Raw genomic sequence first — 24,556 nt, 5'->3', positions numbered from 1 at the left:
TATTCCATTACTCAGATATCGCAAACCGGTTTACATCCCCACGTAGACGATCCGATAGAATTGCCAACGTCTGTGCATGTGATGATATTTCTGCATTTGCGGATAGCTGTTCCTCTGTCGCTGCACTTGCGGATTGAGCTTCCGCTGATGTTTGCAAAGCGAGATCTAGTACGCTTAGCGATTCAGCAGAGATGATATCCGTCATTGACCTCAATTCCTGAATATTTGTAGAGACAGCATTCATTGCATCGTTCATCATTACTGTTGCACTTTCAATCCTTTGAAACACCTCTCCAGTGCTTTCAGACAATGCCCTTCCTTTGGCAATAAATGAATTGCCTTCTTCCGCTGTTATGATTGATCTCTCGACGTTATGCACCATCTCATCAATCATTCGGCCAATATGTCCTGCTGACCGCTTCGATTGGTCTGCAAGCTGGCGCACCTCTTCAGCTACTACAGCGAATCCTTTGCCATGTTCCCCCGCTCGCGCAGCTTCAATTGCTGCATTCAGCGCCAATAAGTTCGTCTGCTCCGCCATCATCGTAATAACCGAAGTCACTTCGCGAATCTTTTCCGAATGGGTTGCCAGTTGACCGATCGTGTCGGATGATCTCTTAATGGACGAGCTGATTTTACCCATTTGCTCATTCACTTCTTTCATCTGTGAGGCTCCATCCGTAACGAGAACAGCAACTTCCGTCGATGCATGTTGCATTCTTTCATTATCATCGCTGATTCGGGTAATTCCTTTTAGCATTTCATTCAATGAAAGGTTAGATTCATTCACTTTCGTTACTTGGACATCACTCGCCATCAAATTCCGTTCAGTTATTTCTGCAACGGTTTCCGAAGCGGCAAGACTTTCTTCTGAGCTCGCGGATAATTCTTCTGCATGGACTGCAAGTTGGACAGCCGATTCTTTGACGGTTGTCAGAATTCCTCTTAAGTCTTCTGTCATTCCATTCAGCGCGATAGCCATTTCCCCTATTTCATCTTTGTTTCGGACGGAAATCGGCCCTGCTGTAAAATCTCCGTTTGCAAGTTGTAAAAGAGAAGCAGTCATCTTTCTTACTGGTCGAGCAATGCTACGGCTAATGATTCGGGCAATGATGATACTCGCCACTACTGCGATGCCGATTAAGCCCCCAATACTTACATATATCCACTTTAATACGGTTTGTAGCTGTTCTTCAGTATGTTTCTGTTCGGTTTCTTGCTGGTGAATGAGCTGCTGAAGATTAGCAGAGACTTCTTCTTGATAAAATGAAACTTCCTTTGCCAAGTCCATTGCACTATCTGTATTCCCTGCTTGGACATCCCGGACAATCAGTTCACTGATTTGCTCGGCGCTTTTAGAAGTCTCCTTTACTTCTTTCATAATCTCACGTTCGGATTGCGTATGTATCGATTGATCTAACGCTTTTATTTTTCCCTTAATGGCGTCCATAATTTCTTTTCGTTGTTCGATATAAGATTCATCTTTGTAAATGATGTAGCCCCGAATGTTTTTTGCATCGGCATGTTGGGCTGATAATAACTGTTCCAAGAGCATGACATTATTAATCTTGTCGTCAATTAAATAACGGTACTCTCCATCCAATTTGGATAGGGCCCATAATCCGGATACTCCGACTAACAGAACTATTGATAGAATCGCTAAAAAACCAACCCATAACTTTTTCCCGACTGTCATTCTCAAATCTTAGCATCCCCTTAACGATCTATAGTCAATTACGATTATAGGTCATAGGGACAAAGTATGATGTAAAGTGTTTGTTAAGATTGCATCGATCTTACGGGTTTTTCCCTTTCACTAGCTTCAATGTCGCTACGATAAGAAAGCTGACAATCACTAATAAAAGCCATGAGCTCACCTTTCCTAGGTGAACGAGGCTCCAAGCATCGGCTTGGTTTGGATATTGCCATGCACCGAAGAACGTTGCGATATTTTCAGCTACCCATATGAAAAATCCGATAAGGATAAATGATAAGGCAATCGGCATCCGGTACTGGGTTCCATTCACTTTATAGCTCACCCACGATTTCCAAAAGACAATGATGACAAGTGCAGATAACCACCAACGAATGTCGATCCAATAGTGATGGGTGAAAAAGTTCAAGTAAATCGCAGATGCGAGAGGCACTACTATCCAAAAAGGCGGCCATTTAATAAGGTCGACATCCAGCCTCCTCCACGCTTGGCATAAATAGCTCGCTACACTTGCATACATGAAGCCGCTATATAAAGGCACTCCAAAAACTTTAAAGTATCCTTCCTCTGGATAAGACCACGAGCCCATATTCACCTTAAAAATTTCAAGAGTGAGTCCGATGACGTGGAATAACGTAATTACTTTTAGTTCATCTTTTGTTTCCAGCCCTGAACGCAACATCCACCATTGCATGAGAACGCAAATGATCAGAAGCCAGTCATATCGGGGAAGAAATGGTAGTGGTATGATTTTTGTCAGTGCCAAGGAGGCGAAAATAACGACTGGGAACAAACAGGAAAGAGACTGCTGCCAGCCGAAATGGACGAGTTGTTTACATGCTCTTATGATGTTTAACGCTGGCTGTTTTTCCGGATGCATATCCTGCTGTCTCATTTATATTTTCCTCCCGCTGCATAAGCCTTCATTTCAATCAGCTACTTCCACATTCGGATCTAATACACAGATGCCACCCCAATTTGTTTGCAAATAACGTCGGCAATCTCTTCGATTCCGACATTTTCCGTAGAAATAAATTGCTCGAAACATGGATCTTCAAACCCGGCAATACATTTATCTGTCTGTGCAAAGCACCAATTGCCTTGCTCCTCACCACGTTCCAGCAACCGCTCATGGATCGTCTCCTTTTTCGCAGTCAAACAGAAATGATATGTTTCAGGGTCAATCTCTACAAAGCCGCCATGAATCACATTGAAATAATCCTTGTTGTAAATTGTCATTGGCACAATCAAATCCTTGCCGTACGTCTCGCGCAGTTGTCTAGCAACGTAGACCGTCAATGGTTTCCACATTTCCAAGTCTTGAAAATCCCCCGTTTTCTCTCCTTCCAATTTCATATCATCCGGTATGATATGCCTAAGCATGAATCCGACCATTTCCGGGTCAAACAGCATCGCTCCATCTAATCTCCGCAGCAGTTCATCCGCTACAGATGTCTTTCCCGCACCGAACGCTCCGTTGATCATAACAATCATTTCTCATCCCCCCCGTATGTAAGAAATGGCTCATACATTGTTATCGCATGATTCTCTGTGACGAATTCATCGTCAATCTGGTTCCCTTGCGCGTCTATCACTTTCCGAAAAATCGAATTATGGCGGACGTAGCCACCCCATAATTCCCTCGTGAAATGATGATGTTTCTCGTAGATTTCATACGTCCGTGTCGCCGGCACAATCGAGCGCCATTCACCGTTAAGATGTGTATCTGTTAAATAGATCATCAACTGGTATGGCGTTTGTGTTTCGTTCTTTATTTGTAAATCCAAATAATTGTAAGCACATGTCGCCCCACTGCCGAATGGCTGTCTGCGATTCGAATCAGGGAAGACGTCATAGCTATGACGATAGCGCTCCGTCACAGTTAGCGGTGTATGCAACGTGATCCAATAAATAAGATTCGACAGTTGGCAAAGGCCCCCGCCCGTTCCGACAGTCACTCTTCCGTAATGGAGAATCATGCCGTCCACATACCCTTTCCGTTTTGTCGTACTGCCGATAAGACGCCAGTATGAGAAAGTTTCTCCTGGCTCAATGACAATTTTATGCAATCGCTTTGCGGCGAGTTGAAGATTCGTTATTTTATTCCTTTGCAGTTGCATGTCAACGTCCTTCAATTGCCTTAGCAAAGGAGTACGATGCTTCATAATTACATAGGGAAGTTTATCGGCAAGCCTTTTTCGCGCATACTTTTTCCCGTCAAACAACCATTCACTATACCGTTTCAGCCTATACACTTTCTTTCCTGCAAAAATCCTTAGTTTGCTTCGTTTTTTCGGTTGTAATGAAACCAATTGAACCATCTCTCTTTTCTACTAGATTCCACAATAATTATGGATTCTCCTTTTTATCGGATGCAACTGACAGGTGCTTTTTTGCAACTGACCGTAGAAAAACGACCGGTCATCGAAAACCGGCAGACTGAATCGGATCAGCTGGATATAGTAAGGGTACAAAGAACAGCGACGGAGGGATGGCAAATGGAAATTGTGCGGGTCAGCAATTTGCAAAAGGCATATGGGGAGAACAACGTTTTGAAGGGAATCGATTTTACAGCGAATGCTGGAGAAATTATTGGAGTTATCGGCAAAAACGGAGCAGGAAAATCTACGTTTCTAGAAATATTAATGACGCTAAAGCCGTACGACAATGGGAATGTCGCCATATTGGACAATGAATTGAATACGTTAACGACGAGCCAGATTGAACATATACGCAAGAACATATCAGCCGTTCTGCAGCCAACTCAGTTTTACAAAACGCTGAAGGTGATCGAATTGCTGAAGCTATTCAAAGCGTATTACAACTCAACTGTAGACATTGAACAGATTGTCAGTGATTTCAAATTGGAGCCTCACCGTAAAAAATACTTCGATAAATTATCGGGAGGCTGGAAGCAAATTGTTAGTCTGGCCATCGCCTTTTTATCCGAACCAAAATTGCTCATTTTGGATGAGCCGACAACCGGGTTAGATCCGCATATGCGAAATACGCTTTGGACGTATATTACCGACTACAACAAACGTACAGGCGGCACGGTCATTTTGACGACGCATAATATGGACGAAGTCGAATTGTATTGCGACAAAGTGATGCTGTTGAATGAAGGTCTTAATGAAGTGTTCGATTCGACGGAAGGAATTTTGTCTACCGGTTACAAATCAATCAACGACTTTTACTTATCAAAAGTGTCTATATAAGGAGGAATTCAAATGTTACTCACTCAATTGAAGTATGATCTGCTCATGTTTACACGGGAAATTTTTTATATGGTATTTACAATCATCGTTCCGCCGGTTACGTATTTATTCATGGGGCAGCTTTTCGGAGACGCCACGTATACTGGCAATCTTAATTATGCGGAAACGTATACCCCTTCCTTCATTTTGCTCATCACATTCGGTGTCGTCTTTTTCGCATTCGGGTTTGATCAAGTGATGAACCGTACGACTGGCGTGGAAAAGAGGATTATTTTATCGCCTGTTCCGAAGAGGACATTGCTGCTTTCAAATATATTGAGGTCAATCATCATTACGAGCCTCGGCTATTTCCTTGTATTCTTCATCGGCATGATCGCTTATGATCTTTCATTCCAGCCGTTGAATTTCATCTTGGCATTCGGTACGTTCATCATGTTGAATGCGGCATTGCTCGTCATTTCTTCAGCGATCTACTCTCTTTTCACAAGCATGAATGGCGCGCTCGTTTTCTCCATTGTCATCTTTCAAGTCGTCATGTTTACAGGAGGATTCACGATGCCGATTGCCATGATGCCAAAGTTCGTGCAGGTCATTGCCGATTTCAACCCAGTCTATCATATGAATCAATTATTCATTGCTGTTTGGAACGGTCAGTTGGAATGGAACGGGGTTACGTTCATTTCCATCGGCTATATATTGATCGTCACAGCTCTCTCTTTATTCGTATTGCGTTTTGGAAATCGTCTGCGAAAATCTTCCTTCAAATGGTATCCTATTAATAGGGATCGAGGAGGAGATGTGCGAAATGAAAGTTTCACTGGACATTGATGAAATTTACGAAGAGACGAAAGTGACAATCCATTGTAATGAAGTGGATGATTCGATAAAGGAAATCCTTGATTTTTTAAAGGGGAAGAAAACGGAGTTTCTCGTCGGAAGAGATGGCGAGATGCAACATATTTTGAAGCCTGATGACATTCATTACTTTCATACAGAAAAGGAAGGCGTCATGGCAGTAACGGCTGCCGGAACATTTTCATTAAAAGAGAAGCTTTATGAGCTTGAGGAAATGTTGCCTTCCACAAAATTCATCAGGCTATCAAAATCGGTCATCGCCAACCTCCATGAGCTAAGCCGTTTTGAAGCCTCTTTCAATGGTACGTTAGTCGTCCACTTTAAATCTGGGGCGAAGGAATACGTGTCGCGCACTTACGTAAGCGGCATCAAGGAAGCCTTGAAGATGAACAGGAGGAAAAACGGATGAAAACGTTTGCAATCAGAAGCATATTAGGCATCTTTTTTGGGTCATTTCTTACACTCGTCGTCTTATTTTTTGTCATTTACGCTGGCAACAATGAAACATTGAATTCGTCAATTCTTGTCAAAAATGCAGTCGGAACAGTTTTTTGTGGATGGTTTTTTACAGTGACACCATTATTTTTTGAAAATGAAAAGCTTACATTGCCCGTTCAAACGATATTCCATTTCATCTGTGTGTCAGTTCTGTATTTCATCGTAGCATTCGTAATAGGATGGGTACCTTTTACAGCGATAGGATTCCTAAGCATACTCAGTCTTTTCATCGTCATCTATGCAATCATTTGGACCGCCTTCTATCTGTACTTCAAAAAGCAGGCAACTGCATTAAATGAAGAATTAAAAGAGCTATAAAAGATACCTGTTAAAGTATTCTGACTAATAACTACAATTGCATAATGAATATGAAAAAGCCAGCGAAAATAAGTTTCGTTGGCTTAAATGTGTCTTGCATAGGCACCATCAAGTAACGCCCCCTATTTTATCGGGTCTTAAGTCCTGATTTGGTGATAAGTATCGTTATTCGATTGATAAAACTGCAGATTCGATAGATAACTTTCCGGATTCAATAGATCTTCAAAGAAACTTGCCGAGTAGCCTGATTGCCATATAGAGCGCAACTCCCCAGACGACGAATGCGGAGATTTTATTCAACATGCCAATAAATTTCCCGCTCGTATCCATCTTGCCGAGCATCCGTCCAGCGAGTGCAAGCCCGAAAAACCAGCACCATGAAATGATGATCGTCGTCAATGTGAATGCAAAACGAGCCTCTCCTGAATAACTTAAGGCATTTGACCCGATGACGCCAATCGTGTCGATGATCGCATGGGGGTTCAATAAAGAAACGGACGCGGCGAATAAGATTTGCTTTTTAGGAGAAAATCTTTCTGCTTCCACCTCTACTGAGGAAGGGGTGCTTCGCCAAAGTGAAATTCCGATGTACAGTAAAAATAGTATTCCGACAGCAAACATGATCATTTCCAACCAATGGAACGTCAAGATGAGCAATGAAACTCCCGATACAGCCGCCACAATTAATATTGTGTCACAAACCCCAGCGGTCACAACAACAGGAAGTGCCCTCACTAGCTTTGGCTGCAATGCCCCTTGGTTGAACACAAACACATTTTGTGCGCCTAACGGTAAAATAAGCCCGATCGCAAGAATGACGCCATGCAGAATCGCCTCGACCATCCTCTCTTCCCCCTTTTACTCTTTCTATCTATTGAACGGCTTTCTATTGGCATTTGCAATAGGAATAGCGCCATAACCGAAAAAACCACCTCCACAGTGGAGATGGCTTCTCATTTTTTATTTCAACTTCTGCAAAATGACGACTTTCAAGTAATTGAATTCCGGGAAGTCGCGATTTGTACGGAAATCCTTCGGCAATGAAGATTCCTCTAGGATCTTATAGCGCGAACCAGCATCCGCGAATCCTTTTTCAATGAACGTCTTGAACTTCTTCATGCTGAAGCTTGCGTTATTCGTCGATGCAATGATGATGCCGTTCTTTTCAGTAATAGCAATCGCATCCTGCAACAGCGCCGGGTAATCCTTCGCTGTACTGAATGTGTATTTCTTGGAGCGTGCAAAACTTGGCGGATCTAAAACAACAACATCGAATTTCAGCTCATGACGTTTCGCATAACGGAAATAATCGAACACATCCATCACTTTGATGTTCTGTGCTTCGTAGTCAATTCCGTTTACGCTAAACTGTTCGATTGTCTTCGGCAAACTGCGCTTCGCCAAATCGACGCTCGTCGTTTCGCGCGCTCCGCCAAGAGCCGCCGCAACCGAAAATGCGCCAGTATACGAGAAAGTATTTAACACATGCTTACCTTCGGAATATTTGTCGCGCAACGCTTTACGCACATCGCGCTGATCGAGGAAAATCCCCGTCATTGCACCATCATTCAAATCGACGGCAAAATTCATGCCGTTCTCCTTCACGATAATCGGGAAATCGCCTGGAGTTCCCTTTACGAAATCATCCTGTTCAATATATTGACCTTTTGTATCAAATCGTTTTTTCTCATAGATCGCTTTGTAATCCACAAGCTTGTCCAACACACCGTATACATGATGCTTCAAGGAATAAATCCCTTCGCTATACCAGCTCACCATGTAATAGCCATCGAAATAATCAATCGTCAACCCGCCTATACCATCGCCTTCACCATTGAAGATACGGAATGCGGTTGTCTCGCTATCCTCGAAAAATGATTCCCGTCGTGAAAGGGCCGCAGAGATCTTTGATTCGAAAAATGTGAAATCAATTTCTTCATTATCGTCCCTTGTCAGAACCCAGCCAATTCCTTTGTTTTGATTGCCATAATAACCTTTTGCGATGAATTTACGGTATCTATCAACCAAACGGATGATTGTCCCCTCTTCCATCAGCACTTCCGGATTCATCACTGCGTCTTTTAAAATCAATGGGTAGCCCTTTTTAAAGGCTGCTATGCTTTGAGCGTTCACTTGTACATCAATTGTTTTCGTCATCGTGTCATCCTTTTTCCATCATTTTTTTCATTATCGCACGTAAATATGAAAAAAGCTTCTCATAACGGAGAAGCTTCCACATTAGGCGAGTAGGCGGAACGCCAAACTTTTCCAAAGTCCCATTCGAATCGGACGTTCCATTTGCGGCCCTCTTACCTTATTTAAATACGTTTTCAAGTCGCCTTCATACACTAGTTCCATATGCGGCAAATACGCCAGATGATGCGGCATTGTCAGGCAAGGTCTCGTCAGCAGTCGGTGTGTTTCGCTCTCCTGCATGATGGTTGCGACGAATTGCGAACAGAAAAAGGCTCTTTTCCGTTGAATCTCTCTATTCAGCGCCACGCCGAACAAACCGATAAAATTATATTTATAGTCACTTTGATTCAACTCGAATTGAACGATTTTCTGACGAATCCGCATATAAGCTTCCGTTGTCACTTCACAACGGTAGACGGCGCAATCGGCCTCCTGGAAGATGCCCTCCGCAACATTTTCACGTACGAACCCACCGAGGAACGGATTGTATTGCTGCTTCCGACCGAAACTATAAATTTCGGTCAATTGCTCGTCGAATGCGATAGAGGCATGATTCAAATCCTTTCTTGTATACATGCCAATCGCCTTTGACAGCAGCGTTCCCGTGTCAGTGAGCACGATATAGATTGTTTTCCCCATTATTCCAACCCCTAACTCATCTCTCTCTACAAGTATGTACAATTTTTTCAGGAACCTAAACCGTCTGCAGATTGAAAACTTCTAAGCCCTAAGTTGTAGACATGAATTGGGGGCGGACAGTTCAAGTATTTTTCTATATATGTATTATACGTTTTAACTATATGGAGAGTTTCACTTTCCCAAGATTTTTCAATTCTATCGGAAAGCGATGGCAACGGTTGTCATGGGAGTAACGATTTCACATCTATCGATGATTTTCCTATTATACTACGAAACACGACGACTTTCCCGCTTTTCTTGAAAATAAAGTAAAAGCAGTTTTCACTTTCCAAGGTTCGACAAAATATTTCCGACGGCAAGTTCAACAAATCTTGGCTCTGTGGCCATGTTTAAGCGAATAAATCCTTTCCCTTCCGAACCAAACCACTCCCCAAAATCGACAGCAATTCGACAACGGTCTTGAATGAACTCTTTCGTTTGGCCCTCCTCGATGACATTCCTCATATCAAGCCAAATTAAATATGTACCTTCCAATGGGGAGATGATGATTTCAGGTGCTTTTTCCTGTATGTGCTGTTTCACATGCTCATAGTTATACCGAATGACTGCCAACAGGCCATCCAACCATTCTTGTCCGCGCCGATAAGCTGCTTCCGCCGCAGTAAGTCCCAAGATGTTCACTTCTGTTTGGTTCACTGTCTTCACATAGGCATCAAATTCAGCTCGAAGCTGTTCATTCTCGATAATAATATGAGAAGTTAAGAGTCCTGCTAAATTAAATGTTTTGGATGGAGCAGTTACCGTAATGAGTCGATCTGCAAACTCTCCATCATTAATAATTGCCGAAGGGATATGCTTATGACCTTCCATGACGAGGTCTTGATGAATTTCATCCGAAACGACGAGGACGCCATGCTTCTTGCAAATCGATAGGATTGTCGTCAATTCCTCTTCAGTCCATACTCTGCCGACCGGATTATGCGGGGAGCATTGGATGAATAGCTTTACGTCGTTGTCAACGATGCTTTTCTCGAATGCGTCAAAGTCAATATGGTACTTTCCATTTTCATTCACAAGTCCGCATGTTACCAATTTCCGACCAGTGTCCTTAACGGCATTATGGAATGGGTAATAGACAGGCGTCAATAATAGAACAGACTCGTCTAGTTTCGTGAAAGCATTGACGAACCAATAAAGCGCAGTAACAACTCCTGTAGAAAATCGCATCCACTCTTTTTTCACTTCATAACCGTGATGGCGTTTCTCCCAATCGATGAATGCCTCATAGAAAGAATCCGGTACGTAAGAATAACCGAATACACCATGTTCGATTCGCTCGTGCAATGCATCCAGAACAGCTTCCGGTGCTTTGAATTCCATATCAGCAACCCAAGCGGCAATCAAATCCGGATCACCGAATCGCACGTCTAATGCATCCCATTTCAATGAATTAGTTCCTTTTCGCTCTACCGCATACCGCTCGCAAAATTCAGCAACGTTCATTTGCAATTCCTCCCGTTTTCTTATTTATATAACAATACGCCAACACGATTAGAACGTCTAGATAGTTTTTTCCATTAAAAAGACACCCGGAAAATTCGGGTGTCAAAAATACAATCAGTTTTTATCCGCATATGCCTTCATCGCATCCCGCATGAATACAGCCAATCCTTCGCCGAATTGATCAATATTTTTCGTGAATCGTTCGTCCGCGACGTACATTTCACCTAAACCAGCAAATGCTTCCGGCGAGTAATGAGCGATTTTATTCAAAAACGCATACCAATCAGCGATTGCTGCTTGTGCTTCCGATGAAGCGGGATCAGTGCCGCGAAGTGCCGCTAGATTGGAATAAATCCGATTCATCTCCTGCTGTTCTTTCTCGCCGAACTGGGCAACATTTTTGTTCGCCTTGTCGACCGCTTCATCTCCCCACCGTTCTCTTGCTTCCTGTTCATATGGATTCGAACTGAAGTCGAATCCTTTGAATTTCTCTTCGTTCGTCATTGTCATTTCTCCTCTCTCGGATTGGAGCGTTTTTTCAATCGTCTTAATCATTACATCCAACTGACGGCGCTTTGACAGCAGCATGTCGCGCTGCAGCTCGAACGCCTCCAATCGGTTAAATGATGGACTATCGAGCAGCTCCTTGATTTTCTTCAAAGGGAAGCCGACTTCACGAAAGAATAGAATTTGCTGGAGGGTCGTCAAGTTTTCATCGGAATAAACCCGATAGCCTGCCTCCGTCACTTCGTCCGGAACGAGTAAACCGATATCATCGTAATGATGGAGCGTGCGCACACTCACACCGGTCAAATCCGCCACTTCCTTCACTTTCATAGTTCCCCGTCTCCCTTCACTATTGACTATAAAGTATGACGTAACGTAAGAGTCAACACAAATCAGCAAAGAATTTTCAAAGGAAAATGGGGAACCAATTACAGAGAAATTCGTCTGCTATTATAGTTGCTATTAATAGAAAATTAATAAAATGGTGGTGAGAAAAATCTTTTACATATCAGCTTTTTTTGCGTCATTTCTTATTGTATATGCTCTAATTCCCCCGCTGCGAAAGCTCGCATTCCATCTTGATTTTGTGGACAAGCCGCAGGTGAACGTTGAACGTAAATTACACCGTAAACCAATTCCGCTGACGGCGAGTTATGCGCTTTTTATCGGCTTTTTTTCCGTCTATCTTCTTTTTACGAGAGAGTTCACTTGGGAGACCGGTGCACTTTTCGGAGGCGGCGTATTACTGTTAACGATTGGGACGATTGATGATTGGTTTAAGACGAAAGGGAAAGATTTTCCGGCGTTGCCGAAATTCATTGTGCAGGTTTCTGCGGCGATTTTAGTCTTCTTTTCAGGTATTACGTTCAACGGTTTTGTAAATCCGCTATCAGGTGAATATGTCACCCTTCCATTTATTCTGCAGTTTATACTGACGATCTTATGGATATTCGGGGTGACAACGGTAATTAATTTCTCGGACGGCATGGATGGGCTTGCGGGAGGGCTTGTCGCGATATCTGCCGTCACGCTTTTTATTGTCGCCGTTGCGAAAGGACAACCGAATTCAGCCATGATGGCCATTGTTTTAGTAGGGATTTCCGTCGCCTATTTACGCTTTAATAAACCGCCTGCAAAGATTTTCATGGGAGACGCGGGTGCAAGTTTCCTCGGTTTTATGCTTGCGGTGATCGCCTTGGATGGAGCGTTTAAACAAGCGACCGTTCTCTCATTGTTTATTCCCATCTTGGCTTTGGGAGTGCCGATCTTTGATAATCTCTTTGTCATAGCCAAACGTTATATGCAAGGCAAATCTATCTTTCAGGCAGATGCCAGTCAGATTCACTATCGGCTGTTGCGCGCGGGCCTAAAGCCAAAGCAGGTACTTGTCTTTTTATATTTGGCAAGCGCTTGTCTCTGTTTATCTTCAATCATTTTGTTGCTCATACAAATTTAATCGCCACCTATCTGGTGGTTTTTTTATATGGTCACATCACGTATCCAACCAAAAGAAGAAAATCATTACATAAGCTAGCTTTTCCTCTACCGAAACATGCTCGCCAAACCTCACATATTCATGATGGGCGGTGCTTTGAAATGCAGGGTTCGCAGCATAAGGAAACAACCCATAGCGATAAGACGCAGTTCTCCTGCCTTCCTCATCTACTACATCGATATCCCCTGCCATGGTTTTAGCCTCAAGCAGTCTCCAGACTGAGCCATCTGCGTGATAAAGTGTCCCGCGATTTTTCATTGCTGATTTTGACAGCTTTTGTATGTAATATCCGATGACCGTGCCATCCGGTTGCTTCAACGTTAACGTAAACTGTTTCACATTGTTCCTGATGTGAAATGTGGCAATTGGAAACCCGTCCATTGATAATATGTCGTATTCGACAGGAAACACCATTCCTTTTTCAAAAGATGAGAAAAAGAGAAGATTATTAAGAAATCTTCCTTTTGTAGGTTGGATTTGAAATAAAGGTTGTCCGTTATGATCGACGTTGTACGTTTTCGGCAGCAACGACGGCACTCTTTTCAGAATTAATTCCCCGACACTTTCCATATCCCATTTACTTTCGACCACTTCAGGGTCAACCATCTTTTCAGATGCATGTTTGAAATAAAATCCCGCACCAAGCGCAGCCAATCCGCCAATTCCTATTTCAAATAAAACATCACCATTTACGGCAAAGCCCTCATACCAAATGAAATAATAGAGAATACAAAATAGGATCATCCCTGTACCGCCAATGAATCCAAAAATCGACGTCTTTCGATAAATTTCTTTCATGATGCCACCCCCTTGCTTTACTCTCATCTACGTTACGAAAACCATTTGGATTCACAAATGGGGAATAAATAAAAAAGACCCGGCGAAAGCCAGATCTCTCATTATTCTATCGCCACCCAAACTTCCGTCTCATACCCGTCGGAACCAATCGGATGAATGTATCTTTCAAACCCATAGCTGTGTCTAAGCTTCACACCCGGATTTCGGAGCAACGCATCAAATGCTGCTGGAATTGCTTCGACTCCTCCTTCAACTTTCGCGACGATAAATTTACCTTCCGGAATTGTCAATTCCTTCGCATCTGTGAAACCCTCCGCTAATTGCGCATCAATACCCGCCAAGTAATGAAAATTGCCATTCTCCATGCCTAGCGTAACCCCAAAAGAATCTTCAGGCTTTGCGCCGTTTTCTTTTATAATTCCATTCAATTTATCCCATAGCTTCGGAATCTCCGAAACCGAGCCATTCATTTCATAGCCTTTCACTGTGAAATGTTCTACATGTTCAATACGTGTCTCCACTGATTCCATCCCCTTTTGGACTTACTTATTCAATTGGCATCCAAATCTCGATAACGTCTTCCGCCGCCCCCTCCGGATGGACGTATCGCTCGAAATCGTAGCAATCCCGCAATTGAATGCCTTCCATTTGAATGATGTAGTCATATGCAGCTGGGATGCCTGGAATGCCGCCTTCCACCTTTGCAACGACGAACTTGCCAGCCGGAATGACAACTTCTTTCGTGTCCGGGAACCCTTCCGCCAACTCTGATTTCAGCCCTGCAATATAATGGATGATATCATTCTCCATACTTAAGCAAACACCAAATGATTCTTCTACGACGACACTTTTCTCGTTAATTTCCTTGATTAACCGATCCCATTCTGCTGGAATGTCCGATACTGGACCTTGCATCTCATACCCTTTTACTGTAAACCCTTCGCTTTCCACGATGCGTGTTTCCATTTCCTTCTCCCCTTTTGTTAGTAATTGATCGATTCCTTCCATCTTCCCTTGCAGCTCATTAATTTCCTGCTCAATTTCTTTTTTTCGATTCATCAACAACCGATCCATTTGGTCATCTCCTTCCCGCAAAATATCAGAAAGGGAGACGCCGAAATTCCTCAATGTCTTGATTCGCACGAGCTGTTGCTGTTCTTTTTGCGAATAAAACCGGTATCCCGTCTCCGGACTCACATAAGCAGGCTGGACAAGTCCGATTTCCTCGTAATGTTTAATCGCCTTCGTCGTGAGCCCGACAAGATAGGCTGTCTTCCCGATTGATAGCATAGTTCCCCTCCCCCTTGTCTCATCTAGCTCCAGGCGGCAGCTGCTCGGGTCATAAGCCAGCTCCGCTGCACGGCAAAGTTCGCCGTTTCGCAGATCTGTCTTATGCCTGTCACAGCTATACGCCACCTTCCGCTTTTGCTATTTCCATCTTAAACTTGCCTCCAAGGGACAGGTCAAGGATTTTTCATTAAAATTTGAGGAGATTTCGTAATTCCTTATCCATCGTAATAGTAGAACTCTGCTCAACAACATTGGCGAATAGTTCTTTTAATTGTTTTGATGAAGCCTCCAAGCTTTCCATAGTTAGCTCAGCCGGATATGTCGATAGATAAGCATTAATAAAGGAAGGGTTTAATGTTTCATACGCTTTAAATTGGTGAAGCTTCTTTTGCTCGTTCATTGCTTGTACAATTAGCGTGTACTCTCTCATACTATCAAGCATCTTCAACGCATAGATGAAATTATTTCTCTTCATCTCTTTGTCCACACTCAATGCACAATAAACGAACTCAAAAGCGATATCAAAATTTACCTCGTATTGGACAGGCTTATTTTGAAATACTTCATTTTCAGCATTCATCTTTTCGGAAATATATCCGGTATTATCGACAATCACTTTCCACAAAGGTGATTTCACATTCAATAATTCCCTAGGAAGAATGGACACATTAAACTCCAGTGAATTCCCCAGAAATGCGATCAACAGATAGATATCCTTGCTAAACTGCTTTTCTTTTATATAGATAGGATTGAAATCACCAAGTGTCTGATACACAAGTCTTTTTGTGCTCTCAACATCTAGAGAAGTCGCAACCATCAAATCAATATCTGAGTATTCATCCTTATATCCAATCACTCCGGAACCTAATTGAACAATTCCTTCAACTAAATTAGAAGACTCTAATCTCTCAACCGTTTTAATGAAAAAATCATTTCTCTCTTCAGCACTATACATACATTCACCCCTTATTAATTGTTCTATCCCAATCTAGCTGGATTACTGCCTTTCAAAAAACTCAATTTCGTTTCCGATAAGATGATAGCAGCAAGTATCAAAACCGCACCGATTCCCATCTTAAGCGTAAGAACTTCACTCAATAGAATGACGGAGAAGACCATCCCCCATAATGATTCCGTCGAAAGGATGATTGCTGCCTTCGTTTCTGTAATGAATTTCTGCGAGATGGTTTGCAATAAAAAAGCGATTGTTGTCGAGAAAATGCCTAAATAGAGCAAAGACGTCAATCCTTCAAGCTGCATGCTGAACGCCATCTCGCCTTTCATTAAGACGACGATGAAGCTAATGACAGTTGCTGTTGCCATCTGTACGATCGTCAAGGCAATCGGATCTTCCTGTTTTACGAATTGAGCCGTATAGAAAATATGGAACGCAAAGCCAATCGCACAGCAGAATGACAGGAAATCCCCGATATTGATGCCTGCTGACCATTGAAGTGACAAAACCGCCACGCCAAACATCGCTAAAAATGCACCAAACACTTCAAACATATCCAGTTTCCTTCGATAAATCACCAACCCGATAAATGGTACAATAACGACGTTCACCGCTGTCAAAAATGCATTTTTCGATGGCGTCGTAAATTGAAGGCCGACTGTCTGCAACGCAAATGCTATGTAAAGGAAGACACCTAGAATAGCCCCTTTGATCAATGCGCTTTTTGAAATAAACTTCAATTTTTTATAAAAAACCGCACATAGTAACACGGCTCCAATTAGAAATCTTCCTGCCAAAATTTGATAAGGCGTATAGGAATCCAATGCAACCGCACTTCCAACAAATCCACTTCCCCAAATGATCGCTGTTAGCAGCAATCCGATTTCACCATAATATTTTCGCATAGCATCCTCCAATACCAGTTTTTCAATTGAATTTATTATAGCTCAACCGACTTCATGCAAGGCGATTTTTTTGTATAACGTATCGTTTCATTCACATAGGAAAACATAAGCATAAAACCCGGTTAGGAGGTTTCCCTATTGAAACTATTGCATTTCATAATTCCAATCCTCATGACTTCGATGTTCATTCATCCTATATTGTCCCAAGCAGAACAGGCAACCAATGACCAACAATCCATCCAAGATGCACTGTTAACAACACTCCAGCCATATATTTCGGAAGGAGTCATTGAATATTACGGCTACGACAAATCGTATGGATTGTATGATGCGAAAATAGTAAGCATCCAGAGGGAGGAAAAAGGAGGATTTTCTTTCACAGTGGAAGTGCAAGTAAACACTTTCGAGACAGCGGAAAATCCGCCTTACGGTAAGGAGACATTGCAATTCGGGATAAGTCCGAAAGGTATTAAATTGCTCGATTTTGCTCATGAAGGCGATGATGAAGAAAAGAAAATCCAGAAGTTTTATAAAGAAGTTCTCATCGATATTAAACAGTCGTTCCACTTGAATTTATTGCCTTATGAACGATACGACTACAACCAGTTACGGTATAAGGCCGAAAAACAAAATGATTTCAATTCACTCGCACATATCGCAGAGGAAATTGTCATTAATATCTTAAGCACAGAAATCCAACCGCCTTATAAAAATGTGATCAACCCGGTAACTTTCGTTAAAGGCAATGACGGCTTCATCCTATTCAAAAAAGCTGATGGAACTAATTTCTATTACAAAGTTCTAAAGGAGAATGGCATTTGGAAAGTCATTGACAAAGACAGCGAACAAGGGAAAAAGATGGAGTACGACTTGCTTTGGTATATGTAAATAATAAAAGAGGCGGCCGAAGCCGTCTCTTCAATAGTATTAGTTTGTTGCTGCGCCTTTCCAATGAGAAATGTCTTCTTCCAAAGGAACTTGCGATGCCCGTGCACGAACTGCAGCAAAGAAAAATAGCGTGACGAGGAAGATTGAAATGACCGATGCTCCGATATACGACACATCCATAGGCAGACGGAAACCGATTTTCGCATTCAATATATATGTTGTCGTTGCCATGAGCATGAATGTCCCTGGAATGAGCGCCACCCAGTAGTTCTTCCTGGCAATGAATAAGTACATCGCCCCGACGAACAAGGCAATGACCGCCGTCGATTGGTTTGCCCATGAGAAATAGCGCCATAGAATATCAAAATCCACTTGCGTCAATCCGATGGAAATTGCGAACATAGGAACCGCAATCCATAGACGGCTTGACATTTTCACCTGTGAAATTTTGAAATAGTCGGCAATGATCATCCGGGCGCTGCGGAAAGCCGTGTCGCCAGATGTAATGGGAAGAACGATAACCCCAAGGACGGCAAGCGTTCCGCCGACTGCGCCAAGCATAAGCGTAGACGCTTCGCTGACGATCAATGCCGGACCGCCCGCTGCAAGCATTTCATTCAAGCCGCCGTAGCCGTTGAACAAGGACATGCCTGCCGCCGCCCAGATCATTGCGATAATCGCTTCAGCAATCATCATGCCGTAGAAAATTTTGCGGCCTTGTCCTTCTTTTTGCGTCGTGCGTGAGATGATGGGCGACTGTGTCGCATGGAAACCGGACAATGCCCCGCAAGAAATCGTCAAGAACAGAAGCGGGAAGATCGCCAAATTACCAGGATGCATGTTCTCAAACGTCAATTCCGGAATGGGCACCCCTTTAATGACCATCATTCCGCCCACTCCGACTGCACTGATAATAAGAAGCGCACCGAAAATCGGATAGAAGCGGCCGATGATTTTATCGACAGGCAGCAGCGTTGCCAAAATGTAATAAAGGAAAATCAACGCTACGATAATCCCCATTGCCATCCAGCCGTTCATCAAGTTGTACAGCAATCCTGCCGGCGCAGAAACGAAAACTGTTCCGACGAGTACCAATAAAAGAAGTGCAAATGCATTTACGATATGTTTCATAAATTTCCCTAAAAACTTGCCCGCTAGCTCCGGCAAATGCGCACCTCGATTACGGATGGAAATCATCCCTGTCAAATAGTCATGCACTGCACCGGCGAAAATCGCACCGAAAACAATCCAGATAAACGCGACCGGACCATATAGCGCTCCCATGATCGGTCCAAAAATCGGGCCGACCCCTGCAATATTCAAGAGCTGGATGAGCGAGTTCTTCTTTGTGCTCATTGGCACATAGTCCACTCCATCCCCGCTCGTATATGCAGGCGTCGCGCGGTCGTCCTTCACTCCGAACATCTTCTCGATGAACTTGCCATACGTGAAGTAACCGACAATTAATAAAACAATACCAAATAAAAATGTAACCATCTCTTTTTCCCCTTCCCAAATGATAGCGGTTTCATTCAGTTTATAGTAAATGTTCCGAAAAGGGGCTCTTCTATCGCAAGATGCTCAAATCATAGAGTGACATGCAGAAGAGGCGTTATGAAATGCAAATTTAATAAAGCTCCAATCGTTGCCGCAAATCCCGGACATAATTCCGGCTTACGGATAACTTCTCGCTGCGCCCTTCCATTTCCAGCTGATACGCACCGTTAAACCAAGGCGTCAGGCGGCTTACATGCAGAAGGTTGACGAGATAGCCTTTATGGATGCGGAAAAACGAGTACGGCGCAAGCCTGCTTTCCAGTTCCTTCAAAGACATTCGCAATTCGTATTCCTTCCTTGCTGTGATGATTTTCGTCACTTTTTCATCGCGGAACATATATAGGATTTCATGAATGGGAATATAGTCAATCTCCCCATCCATCTCGATGGCAAGCTTACCTAAATGTCCCCCTTTTTCCGAGCCCAGTTTTGGCATCAATTTCTCCTGAATTCGGATGACCGCCTGCTTCACTTGCATATCATCATACGGTTTCAATAAATAGTCGACAGCATTAATTCGGAACGCTTCAGCTGCAAATTGAGGATAAGCGGTCGCGAAAACGATAAGGGGCACCTTCTTTAATTCCATCAGCGCTTTCGCGGCTTCCATCCCGGACATCTTCGGCATCTCAACGTCCAAAAAAAGGACATCAGGCTGCAGCTGAATTGCCTTCATGATGGCTGCCTCCCCAGAATCCGCCTCCCCAACGACTTGGAAAAAAGGCTGCTGTTCAATTAAAAAAATCAGCTCTTCCCTTGCATAGCGCTCGTCATCCACGACGACCGCGCGTATCATCTGATTCATGTAGCCACCTCCAATTTCGGAATTAGGAATGAAATTTCCGTGCCGTTGTCGTCTTCGCTTTCAATATGCAGTGCCGCCTGTTTTCCGAACGTCATCATAAGTCGCCGGTTCACGTTGTACAGCCCCATTCCTGTACCTGTTTCGGATTCGATTTGATTGGCACAAAGAAGGGGAAGTTTTTCCTTTGAAATCCCAGTGCCATTGTCTTGGACAAGGATGCTGATCGCGTCCCCTTCATCCTGTATTCTCACTTGCACAACGCTGTTCTTCTGCATGTCTTTAATGCCGTGCTTAATAGCATTTTCCACGAGAGGCTGGAGCGTGAGGGGCGGAATCGTAATGTGAAGGATGGATGGATCCACATCTATGCAAACCTTCAGTTTGTCGATGAAGCGGGCCTCTTCGATCTTCAAGTAAGCTTTCACATGAGAAAGCTCTTGTTCTAACGTAATTTTATCTACCGTTGTCCCTTCAAGGTTCTGACGGAGGAAATAGGAAAGGGATGTGAGCAGCCTCCTCGCCTCATCCGGATTTGTCCGGATCAAGGAAACAATGATGTTCATCGAGTTAAACAAGAAATGCGGACTGATCTGCGCTTGCAAGGCTTTGATTTCCGCATCTTTCGCAAGCTGGAATGCACGATCCGCTTCCGCAATTTCAAGCTGGTTGCTCAGAAGGGAGCTAAGTCCTGCAATCAATTCAACCGTGACATTCGTGATCGCTTTTTCGGAAGGGTAATAAAGCTTCAATGTACCGATTGTCTCATCTCTCAATTTCAGCGGAGCTATGACAGCTGCACCTAACGGACAATCATTGCGGACGCAATGGATCGTTTCCTCATTCGCAAGAACGAGCTCCCCGTTTTGAAGCACTTCTTTCGTAATATGCGTCTGAAGCGGACTGAATGCCTGGTGGTGGTCATCGGCCAGTCCCACATGGGCGAGGATTTCTGTTTTATTCGTCATGGCAACGGCGCTCGGCTTCAACTCACGGAACAGTATGTTACACACAGCGAGGGCCGTTTCCGTATTCATGCCTTTTCGCAAATAACCGATTGTCTGGTCGGCGATCCGCAATGATTTCTGCGCCTGGATGGCCGTCGCCTTTTCCTGGTCGCTAATGACGTTATAGACGATGAGCAGGAAAAGCGCTGTTCCGATGCCGTTCGCGAGGATCATCGGCATTCCAATCGTCTGGACTAAGGAGAGAGCCTTTTCGAACGGCTCAGAAAGGACTAAAATGAGTCCCATTTGCATCGTCTCCGCAAGCGCACCTATGCCGAACGCGGCAAGTGGCTTGATGTGTTACCCCGCTTGTAAAACGCGCTCGCCAATATGCCTGAAATGATTGTTGAAATTCCACACGAAATAGCGGTGAACCCGCCAAGCGACATCCGATGGAGTCCGGCAATCAACCCAGCCCCCACACCGAGCCGGTATCCGCCCAAAAGGCCCGCCACGACGATGCCGATGACACGCGAATTTGCAATTGCCTCATCCGTCGTCAACTCAATCGACACACTATTGAAATGTAGCGTCTGCGTATTGAATGCTACGCCAAAATAAGTCCCGATGATGCCGAAGAAGCCGAAAAACAGGATGGCCGTGATTTCCTGCTTTCGGTCAAGCGAATCCTGATGGACCATATTTTTAAAGAAGCGGAACCGCGTCAAGATGAACGCCACCGCCACAATCGTCCCAACCCGCTCCAGCATGATCACAAGAAGATCCAACATATCCATTCCCCCAGCAACTTGTGATGTTTGTAACTGATTATACTGCAAAGAGGACGTCAAATCATTCTATTCTGTCAACTTTTCATATGGAAGAAAATTTAAGAATGAACAACTTGCCATAAAAAAAGCATGCACCGACCCGTAGTGGTCTGTACATGCGTAATCGTCATCCGACTCGACATTCTCTTTTGAACAGCCGACGAGCAACAGCGCAACACATAGAGAAAGTAGTATGCCTTTCATTACCCGTCCGCCTTCCCTACAAATCTCCCGACAATCTCCTCAACTGTTCCCCCGGCTGTCTCTCCTACACGTTCTCCAGCCCACAGCGACATGAACTCCAAATTTCCTTTCGAAGCGGCTTCAGCCCTGATCTTTTTCGTCAAATCATTCTGATACGGATACGGCGCAATCGGCACACCTTCCATCATGTCGATGAACTGATTGCGGATTCCCCTTGCCGGTTTTCCGGAGAAAGCCTTCGTCAGCACAGTGGAATTCCCAGTCGCTGCGAGGACCGCTTCTTTGTGGAGCGGATGCGCCCCGCTTTCATCTGCCGCAAGCAAGGCGGTGCCGATCTGGACGGCTTGTGCTCCGCGGGAAAGCTGCAGTTCAAGCTGTTCCCTGTTCGCAATTCCACCAGCTGCAATAATCGGAATACGGACAGCTTCTATACTGGAAGGCAGCAGTTCATCGAGCGTTATAAGTTCTTCACTTAGGAAAGAACCACGATGCCCGCCCGCCTCCTTGCCTTGCACAACGACTGCATCCATCCCGACTTTTTCGGCGAGAATCGCTTCTTCAACGTTTGTCGCAGTGCCGATTAAATAGACTCCATGCTCCTTCAAGTCCCGGATAACTGTTTCGTCCGGCAAGCCAAATGTAAAGGAGCAAATATTAACGCCTTCGTCGATGATAACGGCAATTTGTGCGTCAAATGACGATTCGGACAAGGGAGCCTTCCAAAACGGCAAGCCGATTTTTTTGCCGATCGGGTGCAATGCTAAATATGCCTGGCGCAGCTGCTCTTGATCCATTTCGGTCTGTTCCGGAACAAATAGATTAACGGCAAACGGCTTATTCGTAAGCCTCTTCACTTCGCGGATACTATCCCTTGTAGCTTCTGCTGATAAATAACCTGCCCCGATGGATCCCAAAACCCCTGCTTCCGCACATGCCGCGACAAATTCCGGTGTCGTAATCCCCGCCATCGGTGCTTGGATGATTGGATGCTCGATACCTAAATTTTTTGGAAGAGTCATGTGCCTACTCTCCTTCTTTCATGCCGATAAAACAAATACATGATCACTAAGGGAAATACCGAAAACAGCGCCATTAATTTAAATGCATTATTAGCGCCTAAGAAGTAATAGGCGATTGGCAAAGAAGTTAAAAAGCTGATGAGCAATGACGTTTTCGACTTGGTGAATAAACCGAAAAAGAATGAAAGAAACGAAATGACCAATGATGCTTGCCAAAGTGCGACGATCAAGTTCAAGCACTCCTTCCTATTAATCTACTCACTCACCGACTGGAACATAGCCGGTCTTCTCTATGATTTCCTGTCCTTCATCTGACAAAATCCATTCGATGAAAGCTTCGACATGTGGATTGTCGCTTCCTGCCGTCACGGCGTAAAATTCGTTCGTAATCGGATATTCTCCAGATCGAATCGTATCCACTGTCGGTTCAACACCGTTTACTTGAAGAAGACGGATTTTATTGTTTTTCACCATCTGCTCCGAATAGTATCGGAATGTATAGCCGATCGCATTCCGGTGATTTTTATAGTCGGACACTTCGCCGACGATCGTTCCCATGAGTGACATGACGTCTTCTGTCGGCGGTTTCATGATAGGCGTCAGACCCATGAAGTCCTGCAGGGCCGTCTGGCTCCCGCTGTTTTCTGGACGTTGGAAGGCTCGGATATCATCGTTCCGCCCGCCGACTTCAGCCCAATTGGTGATTTTTCCGGAATAAATCTCCTTGATTTCATCCTCCGTCAAGCTTTTTACACGATTTTTCTCATTGACGAAAAAGACAAACGCCTCTTTTCCGATGGGCGTCAGCTTCAGTTCCTTGCCCGCACTTTCCGCCTGGTTCAGCTGAAGCTTCGACGGTCCCAATACAAAAATGATATCGGCCGTGCCGTTAATCAAATTCGTATACGCCTGCCCCGTCCGGTTGGACATGACCTCGCCTTCGAACGGCGGATACTCCTTTTCGGGATAAACGGCTTGTGCGAAAGCAGCGTAAATCGGATACAATGCCGTCGCCCCATCGATGACCGGCAAATTATCCTCAAGCTGTAAGGAGGCAGGGTTCTCTAATTTTACTGCCTTTGTTCCCTTTTGGTGCGGCTGGTAGGAAGCCAGATCCACTTGCCCATCCGTGATGACCGGCCGTGTTTTTTCATAGACGCTTGGAATGGCAAATACGAGCGATATCACAACAAGTGCGGCCGAACCGAGCCAGAACTGCTTTTTAAACTTGTACAGTTCGAACCGTGCCATGACGAGCATCGCCCCAAAAGCCAGATAAAGCGCAGCAACCATTGGCAGCAAAAACGCCTTATTGGAAGCATATAACAGGAACGCCCCGAAAGCCGCGAACGGAAATACAAGCGCCCAGATGAACAATACAGACAGAATGCCCCAAAGAGTTTTCATGCCATCCCCCT

28 protein-coding genes are annotated in these 24,556 nt (G+C 44.2%); 6 read left to right on the top strand and 22 right to left on the bottom strand.

The features are described 5' to 3' along the window. Positions 1-7 precede the first annotated feature (7 nt). The 4 genes from ACTHPA_RS05030 to ACTHPA_RS05015 all read right to left on the bottom strand — a co-directional run bounded on the left by ACTHPA_RS05030 (position 8) and on the right by ACTHPA_RS05015 (position 4,035). Positions 8-1,696: a methyl-accepting chemotaxis protein gene (locus tag ACTHPA_RS05030; protein ID WP_440499213.1), complete on the bottom strand. Its 1,689-nt coding sequence runs from the start codon at positions 1,694-1,696 to the stop codon at positions 8-10. Between the two features lie 100 nt (positions 1,697-1,796). After that, positions 1,797-2,561 (bottom strand): DUF817 domain-containing protein, encoded by a 765-nt coding sequence (locus ACTHPA_RS05025; RefSeq protein ID WP_440499212.1) that lies wholly within the window; start codon positions 2,559-2,561, stop codon positions 1,797-1,799. A 107-nt stretch (positions 2,562-2,668) separates the two neighbouring features. Continuing rightward, complete coding sequence (locus tag ACTHPA_RS05020; RefSeq protein ID WP_440499066.1) at positions 2,669-3,208, bottom strand: AAA family ATPase; 540 nt, start codon at positions 3,206-3,208, stop codon at positions 2,669-2,671. Beyond that, positions 3,205-4,035 (bottom strand): VanW family protein, encoded by an 831-nt coding sequence (locus tag ACTHPA_RS05015; RefSeq protein ID WP_440499065.1) that lies wholly within the window; start codon positions 4,033-4,035, stop codon positions 3,205-3,207. The genes ACTHPA_RS05020 and ACTHPA_RS05015 overlap by 4 nt, the downstream gene beginning before the upstream one ends. Before the next feature lie 30 nt (positions 4,036-4,065). Here ACTHPA_RS05015 and ACTHPA_RS05010 point away from each other — a divergent pair, with 30 nt between their 5' ends. The 4 genes from ACTHPA_RS05010 to ACTHPA_RS04995 are packed head-to-tail and all read left to right on the top strand — an operon-like array spanning position 4,066 to position 6,603. After that, on the top strand, positions 4,066-4,932 hold the full coding sequence (locus ACTHPA_RS05010; protein WP_440499064.1) for an ABC transporter ATP-binding protein: 867 nt from the start codon (positions 4,066-4,068) through the stop codon (positions 4,930-4,932). A 12-nt stretch (positions 4,933-4,944) separates the two neighbouring features. After that, entirely contained in the window at positions 4,945-5,760 is an 816-nt protein-coding gene (locus ACTHPA_RS05005; protein ID WP_440499063.1) for an ABC transporter permease, read from the top strand. After that, positions 5,738-6,196 carry a LytTR family DNA-binding domain-containing protein gene (locus ACTHPA_RS05000; RefSeq protein ID WP_440499062.1) on the top strand — a complete coding sequence of 153 codons (459 nt, stop codon included), beginning with the start codon at positions 5,738-5,740 and terminating at the stop codon, positions 6,194-6,196. The genes ACTHPA_RS05005 and ACTHPA_RS05000 overlap by 23 nt, the downstream gene beginning before the upstream one ends. Continuing rightward, entirely contained in the window at positions 6,193-6,603 is a 411-nt protein-coding gene (locus ACTHPA_RS04995; RefSeq protein ID WP_440499061.1) for a DUF3021 domain-containing protein, read from the top strand. Before ACTHPA_RS05000 ends, ACTHPA_RS04995 begins: the two co-directional genes overlap by 4 nt. Before the next feature lie 222 nt (positions 6,604-6,825). Here ACTHPA_RS04995 and ACTHPA_RS04990 read toward each other — a convergent pair whose 3' ends face one another. The 5 genes from ACTHPA_RS04990 to ACTHPA_RS04970 all read right to left on the bottom strand — a co-directional run bounded on the left by ACTHPA_RS04990 (position 6,826) and on the right by ACTHPA_RS04970 (position 11,778). Beyond that, complete coding sequence (locus ACTHPA_RS04990) at positions 6,826-7,446, bottom strand: LysE/ArgO family amino acid transporter (RefSeq protein ID WP_440499060.1); 621 nt, start codon at positions 7,444-7,446, stop codon at positions 6,826-6,828. A 117-nt stretch (positions 7,447-7,563) separates the two neighbouring features. Then, on the bottom strand, positions 7,564-8,760 hold the full coding sequence (locus ACTHPA_RS04985) for a class I SAM-dependent rRNA methyltransferase (RefSeq protein WP_440499059.1): 1,197 nt from the start codon (positions 8,758-8,760) through the stop codon (positions 7,564-7,566). 81 nt (positions 8,761-8,841) lie between these two features. Further along, on the bottom strand, positions 8,842-9,438 hold the full coding sequence (locus ACTHPA_RS04980; protein ID WP_440499058.1) for a hypothetical protein: 597 nt from the start codon (positions 9,436-9,438) through the stop codon (positions 8,842-8,844). Between the two features lie 321 nt (positions 9,439-9,759). After that, on the bottom strand, positions 9,760-10,941 hold the full coding sequence (locus tag ACTHPA_RS04975) for a MalY/PatB family protein (protein ID WP_440499057.1): 1,182 nt from the start codon (positions 10,939-10,941) through the stop codon (positions 9,760-9,762). A 114-nt stretch (positions 10,942-11,055) separates the two neighbouring features. Then, the gene (locus tag ACTHPA_RS04970) at positions 11,056-11,778 is read right to left on the bottom strand and encodes a MerR family transcriptional regulator (protein ID WP_440499056.1); all 723 of its coding nucleotides are present in this window, start codon (positions 11,776-11,778) and stop codon (positions 11,056-11,058) included. 151 nt (positions 11,779-11,929) lie between these two features. Between ACTHPA_RS04970 and ACTHPA_RS04965 the strand changes: the two genes are divergently transcribed. Further along, the gene (locus tag ACTHPA_RS04965; RefSeq protein WP_440499055.1) at positions 11,930-12,904 is read left to right on the top strand and encodes an MraY family glycosyltransferase; all 975 of its coding nucleotides are present in this window, start codon (positions 11,930-11,932) and stop codon (positions 12,902-12,904) included. Positions 12,905-12,940: 36 nt separating this feature from the next. Here ACTHPA_RS04965 and ACTHPA_RS04960 read toward each other — a convergent pair whose 3' ends face one another. From ACTHPA_RS04960 to ACTHPA_RS04940, 5 genes are all read right to left on the bottom strand, one after another. After that, complete coding sequence (locus ACTHPA_RS04960; RefSeq protein WP_440499054.1) at positions 12,941-13,741, bottom strand: hypothetical protein; 801 nt, start codon at positions 13,739-13,741, stop codon at positions 12,941-12,943. A 101-nt stretch (positions 13,742-13,842) separates the two neighbouring features. Continuing rightward, positions 13,843-14,262: a GyrI-like domain-containing protein gene (locus tag ACTHPA_RS04955; protein WP_440499053.1), complete on the bottom strand. Its 420-nt coding sequence runs from the start codon at positions 14,260-14,262 to the stop codon at positions 13,843-13,845. Between the two features lie 25 nt (positions 14,263-14,287). Next, complete coding sequence (locus ACTHPA_RS04950) at positions 14,288-15,031, bottom strand: GyrI-like domain-containing protein (RefSeq protein ID WP_440499052.1); 744 nt, start codon at positions 15,029-15,031, stop codon at positions 14,288-14,290. A gap of 187 nt (positions 15,032-15,218) precedes the next feature. Beyond that, positions 15,219-15,986, bottom strand: a complete 768-nt coding sequence (locus ACTHPA_RS04945; protein ID WP_440499051.1) for an aminoglycoside 6-adenylyltransferase — start codon at positions 15,984-15,986, stop codon at positions 15,219-15,221. Between the two features lie 23 nt (positions 15,987-16,009). Further along, a complete protein-coding gene (locus ACTHPA_RS04940; RefSeq protein WP_440499050.1) occupies positions 16,010-16,891 on the bottom strand; it encodes a DMT family transporter in 882 nt (293 codons plus the stop codon). A 138-nt stretch (positions 16,892-17,029) separates the two neighbouring features. Here ACTHPA_RS04940 and ACTHPA_RS04935 point away from each other — a divergent pair, with 138 nt between their 5' ends. Beyond that, positions 17,030-17,779 (top strand): DUF3888 domain-containing protein, encoded by a 750-nt coding sequence (locus ACTHPA_RS04935; protein WP_440499049.1) that lies wholly within the window; start codon positions 17,030-17,032, stop codon positions 17,777-17,779. A gap of 39 nt (positions 17,780-17,818) precedes the next feature. On the opposite strand, the gene ACTHPA_RS04930 is transcribed toward ACTHPA_RS04935, so the two are convergent. The 8 genes from ACTHPA_RS04930 to ACTHPA_RS04895 all read right to left on the bottom strand — a co-directional run bounded on the left by ACTHPA_RS04930 (position 17,819) and on the right by ACTHPA_RS04895 (position 24,545). Next, on the bottom strand, positions 17,819-19,276 hold the full coding sequence (locus ACTHPA_RS04930) for a carbon starvation CstA family protein (RefSeq protein WP_440499048.1): 1,458 nt from the start codon (positions 19,274-19,276) through the stop codon (positions 17,819-17,821). Positions 19,277-19,406: 130 nt separating this feature from the next. Then, positions 19,407-20,141, bottom strand: a complete 735-nt coding sequence (locus ACTHPA_RS04925; RefSeq protein WP_440499047.1) for a LytR/AlgR family response regulator transcription factor — start codon at positions 20,139-20,141, stop codon at positions 19,407-19,409. Then, the gene (locus tag ACTHPA_RS04920; protein WP_440499046.1) at positions 20,138-21,391 is read right to left on the bottom strand and encodes a histidine kinase; all 1,254 of its coding nucleotides are present in this window, start codon (positions 21,389-21,391) and stop codon (positions 20,138-20,140) included. The genes ACTHPA_RS04925 and ACTHPA_RS04920 overlap by 4 nt, the downstream gene beginning before the upstream one ends. Before the next feature lie 23 nt (positions 21,392-21,414). Continuing rightward, positions 21,415-21,882, bottom strand: coding sequence for a LytS/YhcK type 5TM receptor domain-containing protein (locus ACTHPA_RS04915; protein ID WP_440499045.1), 468 nt, complete (start codon positions 21,880-21,882; stop codon positions 21,415-21,417). 60 nt (positions 21,883-21,942) lie between these two features. Then, positions 21,943-22,119 (bottom strand): hypothetical protein, encoded by a 177-nt coding sequence (locus tag ACTHPA_RS04910; RefSeq protein WP_440499044.1) that lies wholly within the window; start codon positions 22,117-22,119, stop codon positions 21,943-21,945. Beyond that, positions 22,119-23,138: an NAD(P)H-dependent flavin oxidoreductase gene (locus ACTHPA_RS04905; protein ID WP_440499043.1), complete on the bottom strand. Its 1,020-nt coding sequence runs from the start codon at positions 23,136-23,138 to the stop codon at positions 22,119-22,121. Before ACTHPA_RS04905 ends, ACTHPA_RS04910 begins: the two co-directional genes overlap by 1 nt. Continuing rightward, positions 23,135-23,374 carry a hypothetical protein gene (locus tag ACTHPA_RS04900; protein ID WP_440499042.1) on the bottom strand — a complete coding sequence of 80 codons (240 nt, stop codon included), beginning with the start codon at positions 23,372-23,374 and terminating at the stop codon, positions 23,135-23,137. The genes ACTHPA_RS04905 and ACTHPA_RS04900 overlap by 4 nt, the downstream gene beginning before the upstream one ends. Before the next feature lie 22 nt (positions 23,375-23,396). Beyond that, complete coding sequence (locus tag ACTHPA_RS04895; RefSeq protein WP_440499041.1) at positions 23,397-24,545, bottom strand: PstS family phosphate ABC transporter substrate-binding protein; 1,149 nt, start codon at positions 24,543-24,545, stop codon at positions 23,397-23,399. Positions 24,546-24,556 lie beyond the last annotated feature (11 nt).

It is taken from the genome of Sporosarcina sp. SAFN-015 (assembly GCF_051966875.1).
Classification (GTDB): Bacteria; Bacillota; Bacilli; order Bacillales_A; family Planococcaceae; genus Sporosarcina.
Note: the sequence above shows the minus strand (reverse complement) of the source record. Positions and strands in the feature narration are given on the sequence as shown.

Coding starts and splice junctions, on each gene's coding strand:
- ACTHPA_RS04960 (WP_440499054.1), bottom strand. CDS start 13,741: ATGAAAGAAATTTATCGAAAGACGTCGATTTTTGGATTCATTGGCGGT.
- ACTHPA_RS05010 (WP_440499064.1), top strand. CDS start 4,066: ATGGATTCTCCTTTTTATCGGATGCAACTGACAGGTGCTTTTTTGCAA.
- ACTHPA_RS05015 (WP_440499065.1), bottom strand. CDS start 4,035: ATGGTTCAATTGGTTTCATTACAACCGAAAAAACGAAGCAAACTAAGG.
- ACTHPA_RS04945 (WP_440499051.1), bottom strand. CDS start 15,986: ATGTATAGTGCTGAAGAGAGAAATGATTTTTTCATTAAAACGGTTGAG.
- ACTHPA_RS04990 (WP_440499060.1), bottom strand. CDS start 7,446: ATGGTCGAGGCGATTCTGCATGGCGTCATTCTTGCGATCGGGCTTATT.
- ACTHPA_RS04985 (WP_440499059.1), bottom strand. CDS start 8,760: ATGACGAAAACAATTGATGTACAAGTGAACGCTCAAAGCATAGCAGCC.
- ACTHPA_RS04930 (WP_440499048.1), bottom strand. CDS start 19,276: ATGGTTACATTTTTATTTGGTATTGTTTTATTAATTGTCGGTTACTTC.
- ACTHPA_RS04965 (WP_440499055.1), top strand. CDS start 11,930: ATGGTGGTGAGAAAAATCTTTTACATATCAGCTTTTTTTGCGTCATTT.
- ACTHPA_RS04915 (WP_440499045.1), bottom strand. CDS start 21,882: ATGGATATGTTGGATCTTCTTGTGATCATGCTGGAGCGGGTTGGGACG.
- ACTHPA_RS04950 (WP_440499052.1), bottom strand. CDS start 15,031: ATGCTATCAATCGGGAAGACAGCCTATCTTGTCGGGCTCACGACGAAG.
- ACTHPA_RS04910 (WP_440499044.1), bottom strand. CDS start 22,119: ATGAAAGGCATACTACTTTCTCTATGTGTTGCGCTGTTGCTCGTCGGC.
- ACTHPA_RS05020 (WP_440499066.1), bottom strand. CDS start 3,208: ATGATTGTTATGATCAACGGAGCGTTCGGTGCGGGAAAGACATCTGTA.
- ACTHPA_RS05005 (WP_440499063.1), top strand. CDS start 4,945: ATGTTACTCACTCAATTGAAGTATGATCTGCTCATGTTTACACGGGAA.
- ACTHPA_RS04975 (WP_440499057.1), bottom strand. CDS start 10,941: ATGAACGTTGCTGAATTTTGCGAGCGGTATGCGGTAGAGCGAAAAGGA.
- ACTHPA_RS04940 (WP_440499050.1), bottom strand. CDS start 16,891: ATGCGAAAATATTATGGTGAAATCGGATTGCTGCTAACAGCGATCATT.
- ACTHPA_RS04995 (WP_440499061.1), top strand. CDS start 6,193: ATGAAAACGTTTGCAATCAGAAGCATATTAGGCATCTTTTTTGGGTCA.
- ACTHPA_RS04920 (WP_440499046.1), bottom strand. CDS start 21,391: ATGGGACTCATTTTAGTCCTTTCTGAGCCGTTCGAAAAGGCTCTCTCC.
- ACTHPA_RS04905 (WP_440499043.1), bottom strand. CDS start 23,138: ATGACTCTTCCAAAAAATTTAGGTATCGAGCATCCAATCATCCAAGCA.
- ACTHPA_RS04895 (WP_440499041.1), bottom strand. CDS start 24,545: ATGAAAACTCTTTGGGGCATTCTGTCTGTATTGTTCATCTGGGCGCTT.
- ACTHPA_RS04925 (WP_440499047.1), bottom strand. CDS start 20,141: ATGAATCAGATGATACGCGCGGTCGTCGTGGATGACGAGCGCTATGCA.
- ACTHPA_RS05030 (WP_440499213.1), bottom strand. CDS start 1,696: ATGACAGTCGGGAAAAAGTTATGGGTTGGTTTTTTAGCGATTCTATCA.
- ACTHPA_RS05000 (WP_440499062.1), top strand. CDS start 5,738: ATGAAAGTTTCACTGGACATTGATGAAATTTACGAAGAGACGAAAGTG.
- ACTHPA_RS04980 (WP_440499058.1), bottom strand. CDS start 9,438: ATGGGGAAAACAATCTATATCGTGCTCACTGACACGGGAACGCTGCTG.
- ACTHPA_RS04970 (WP_440499056.1), bottom strand. CDS start 11,778: ATGAAAGTGAAGGAAGTGGCGGATTTGACCGGTGTGAGTGTGCGCACG.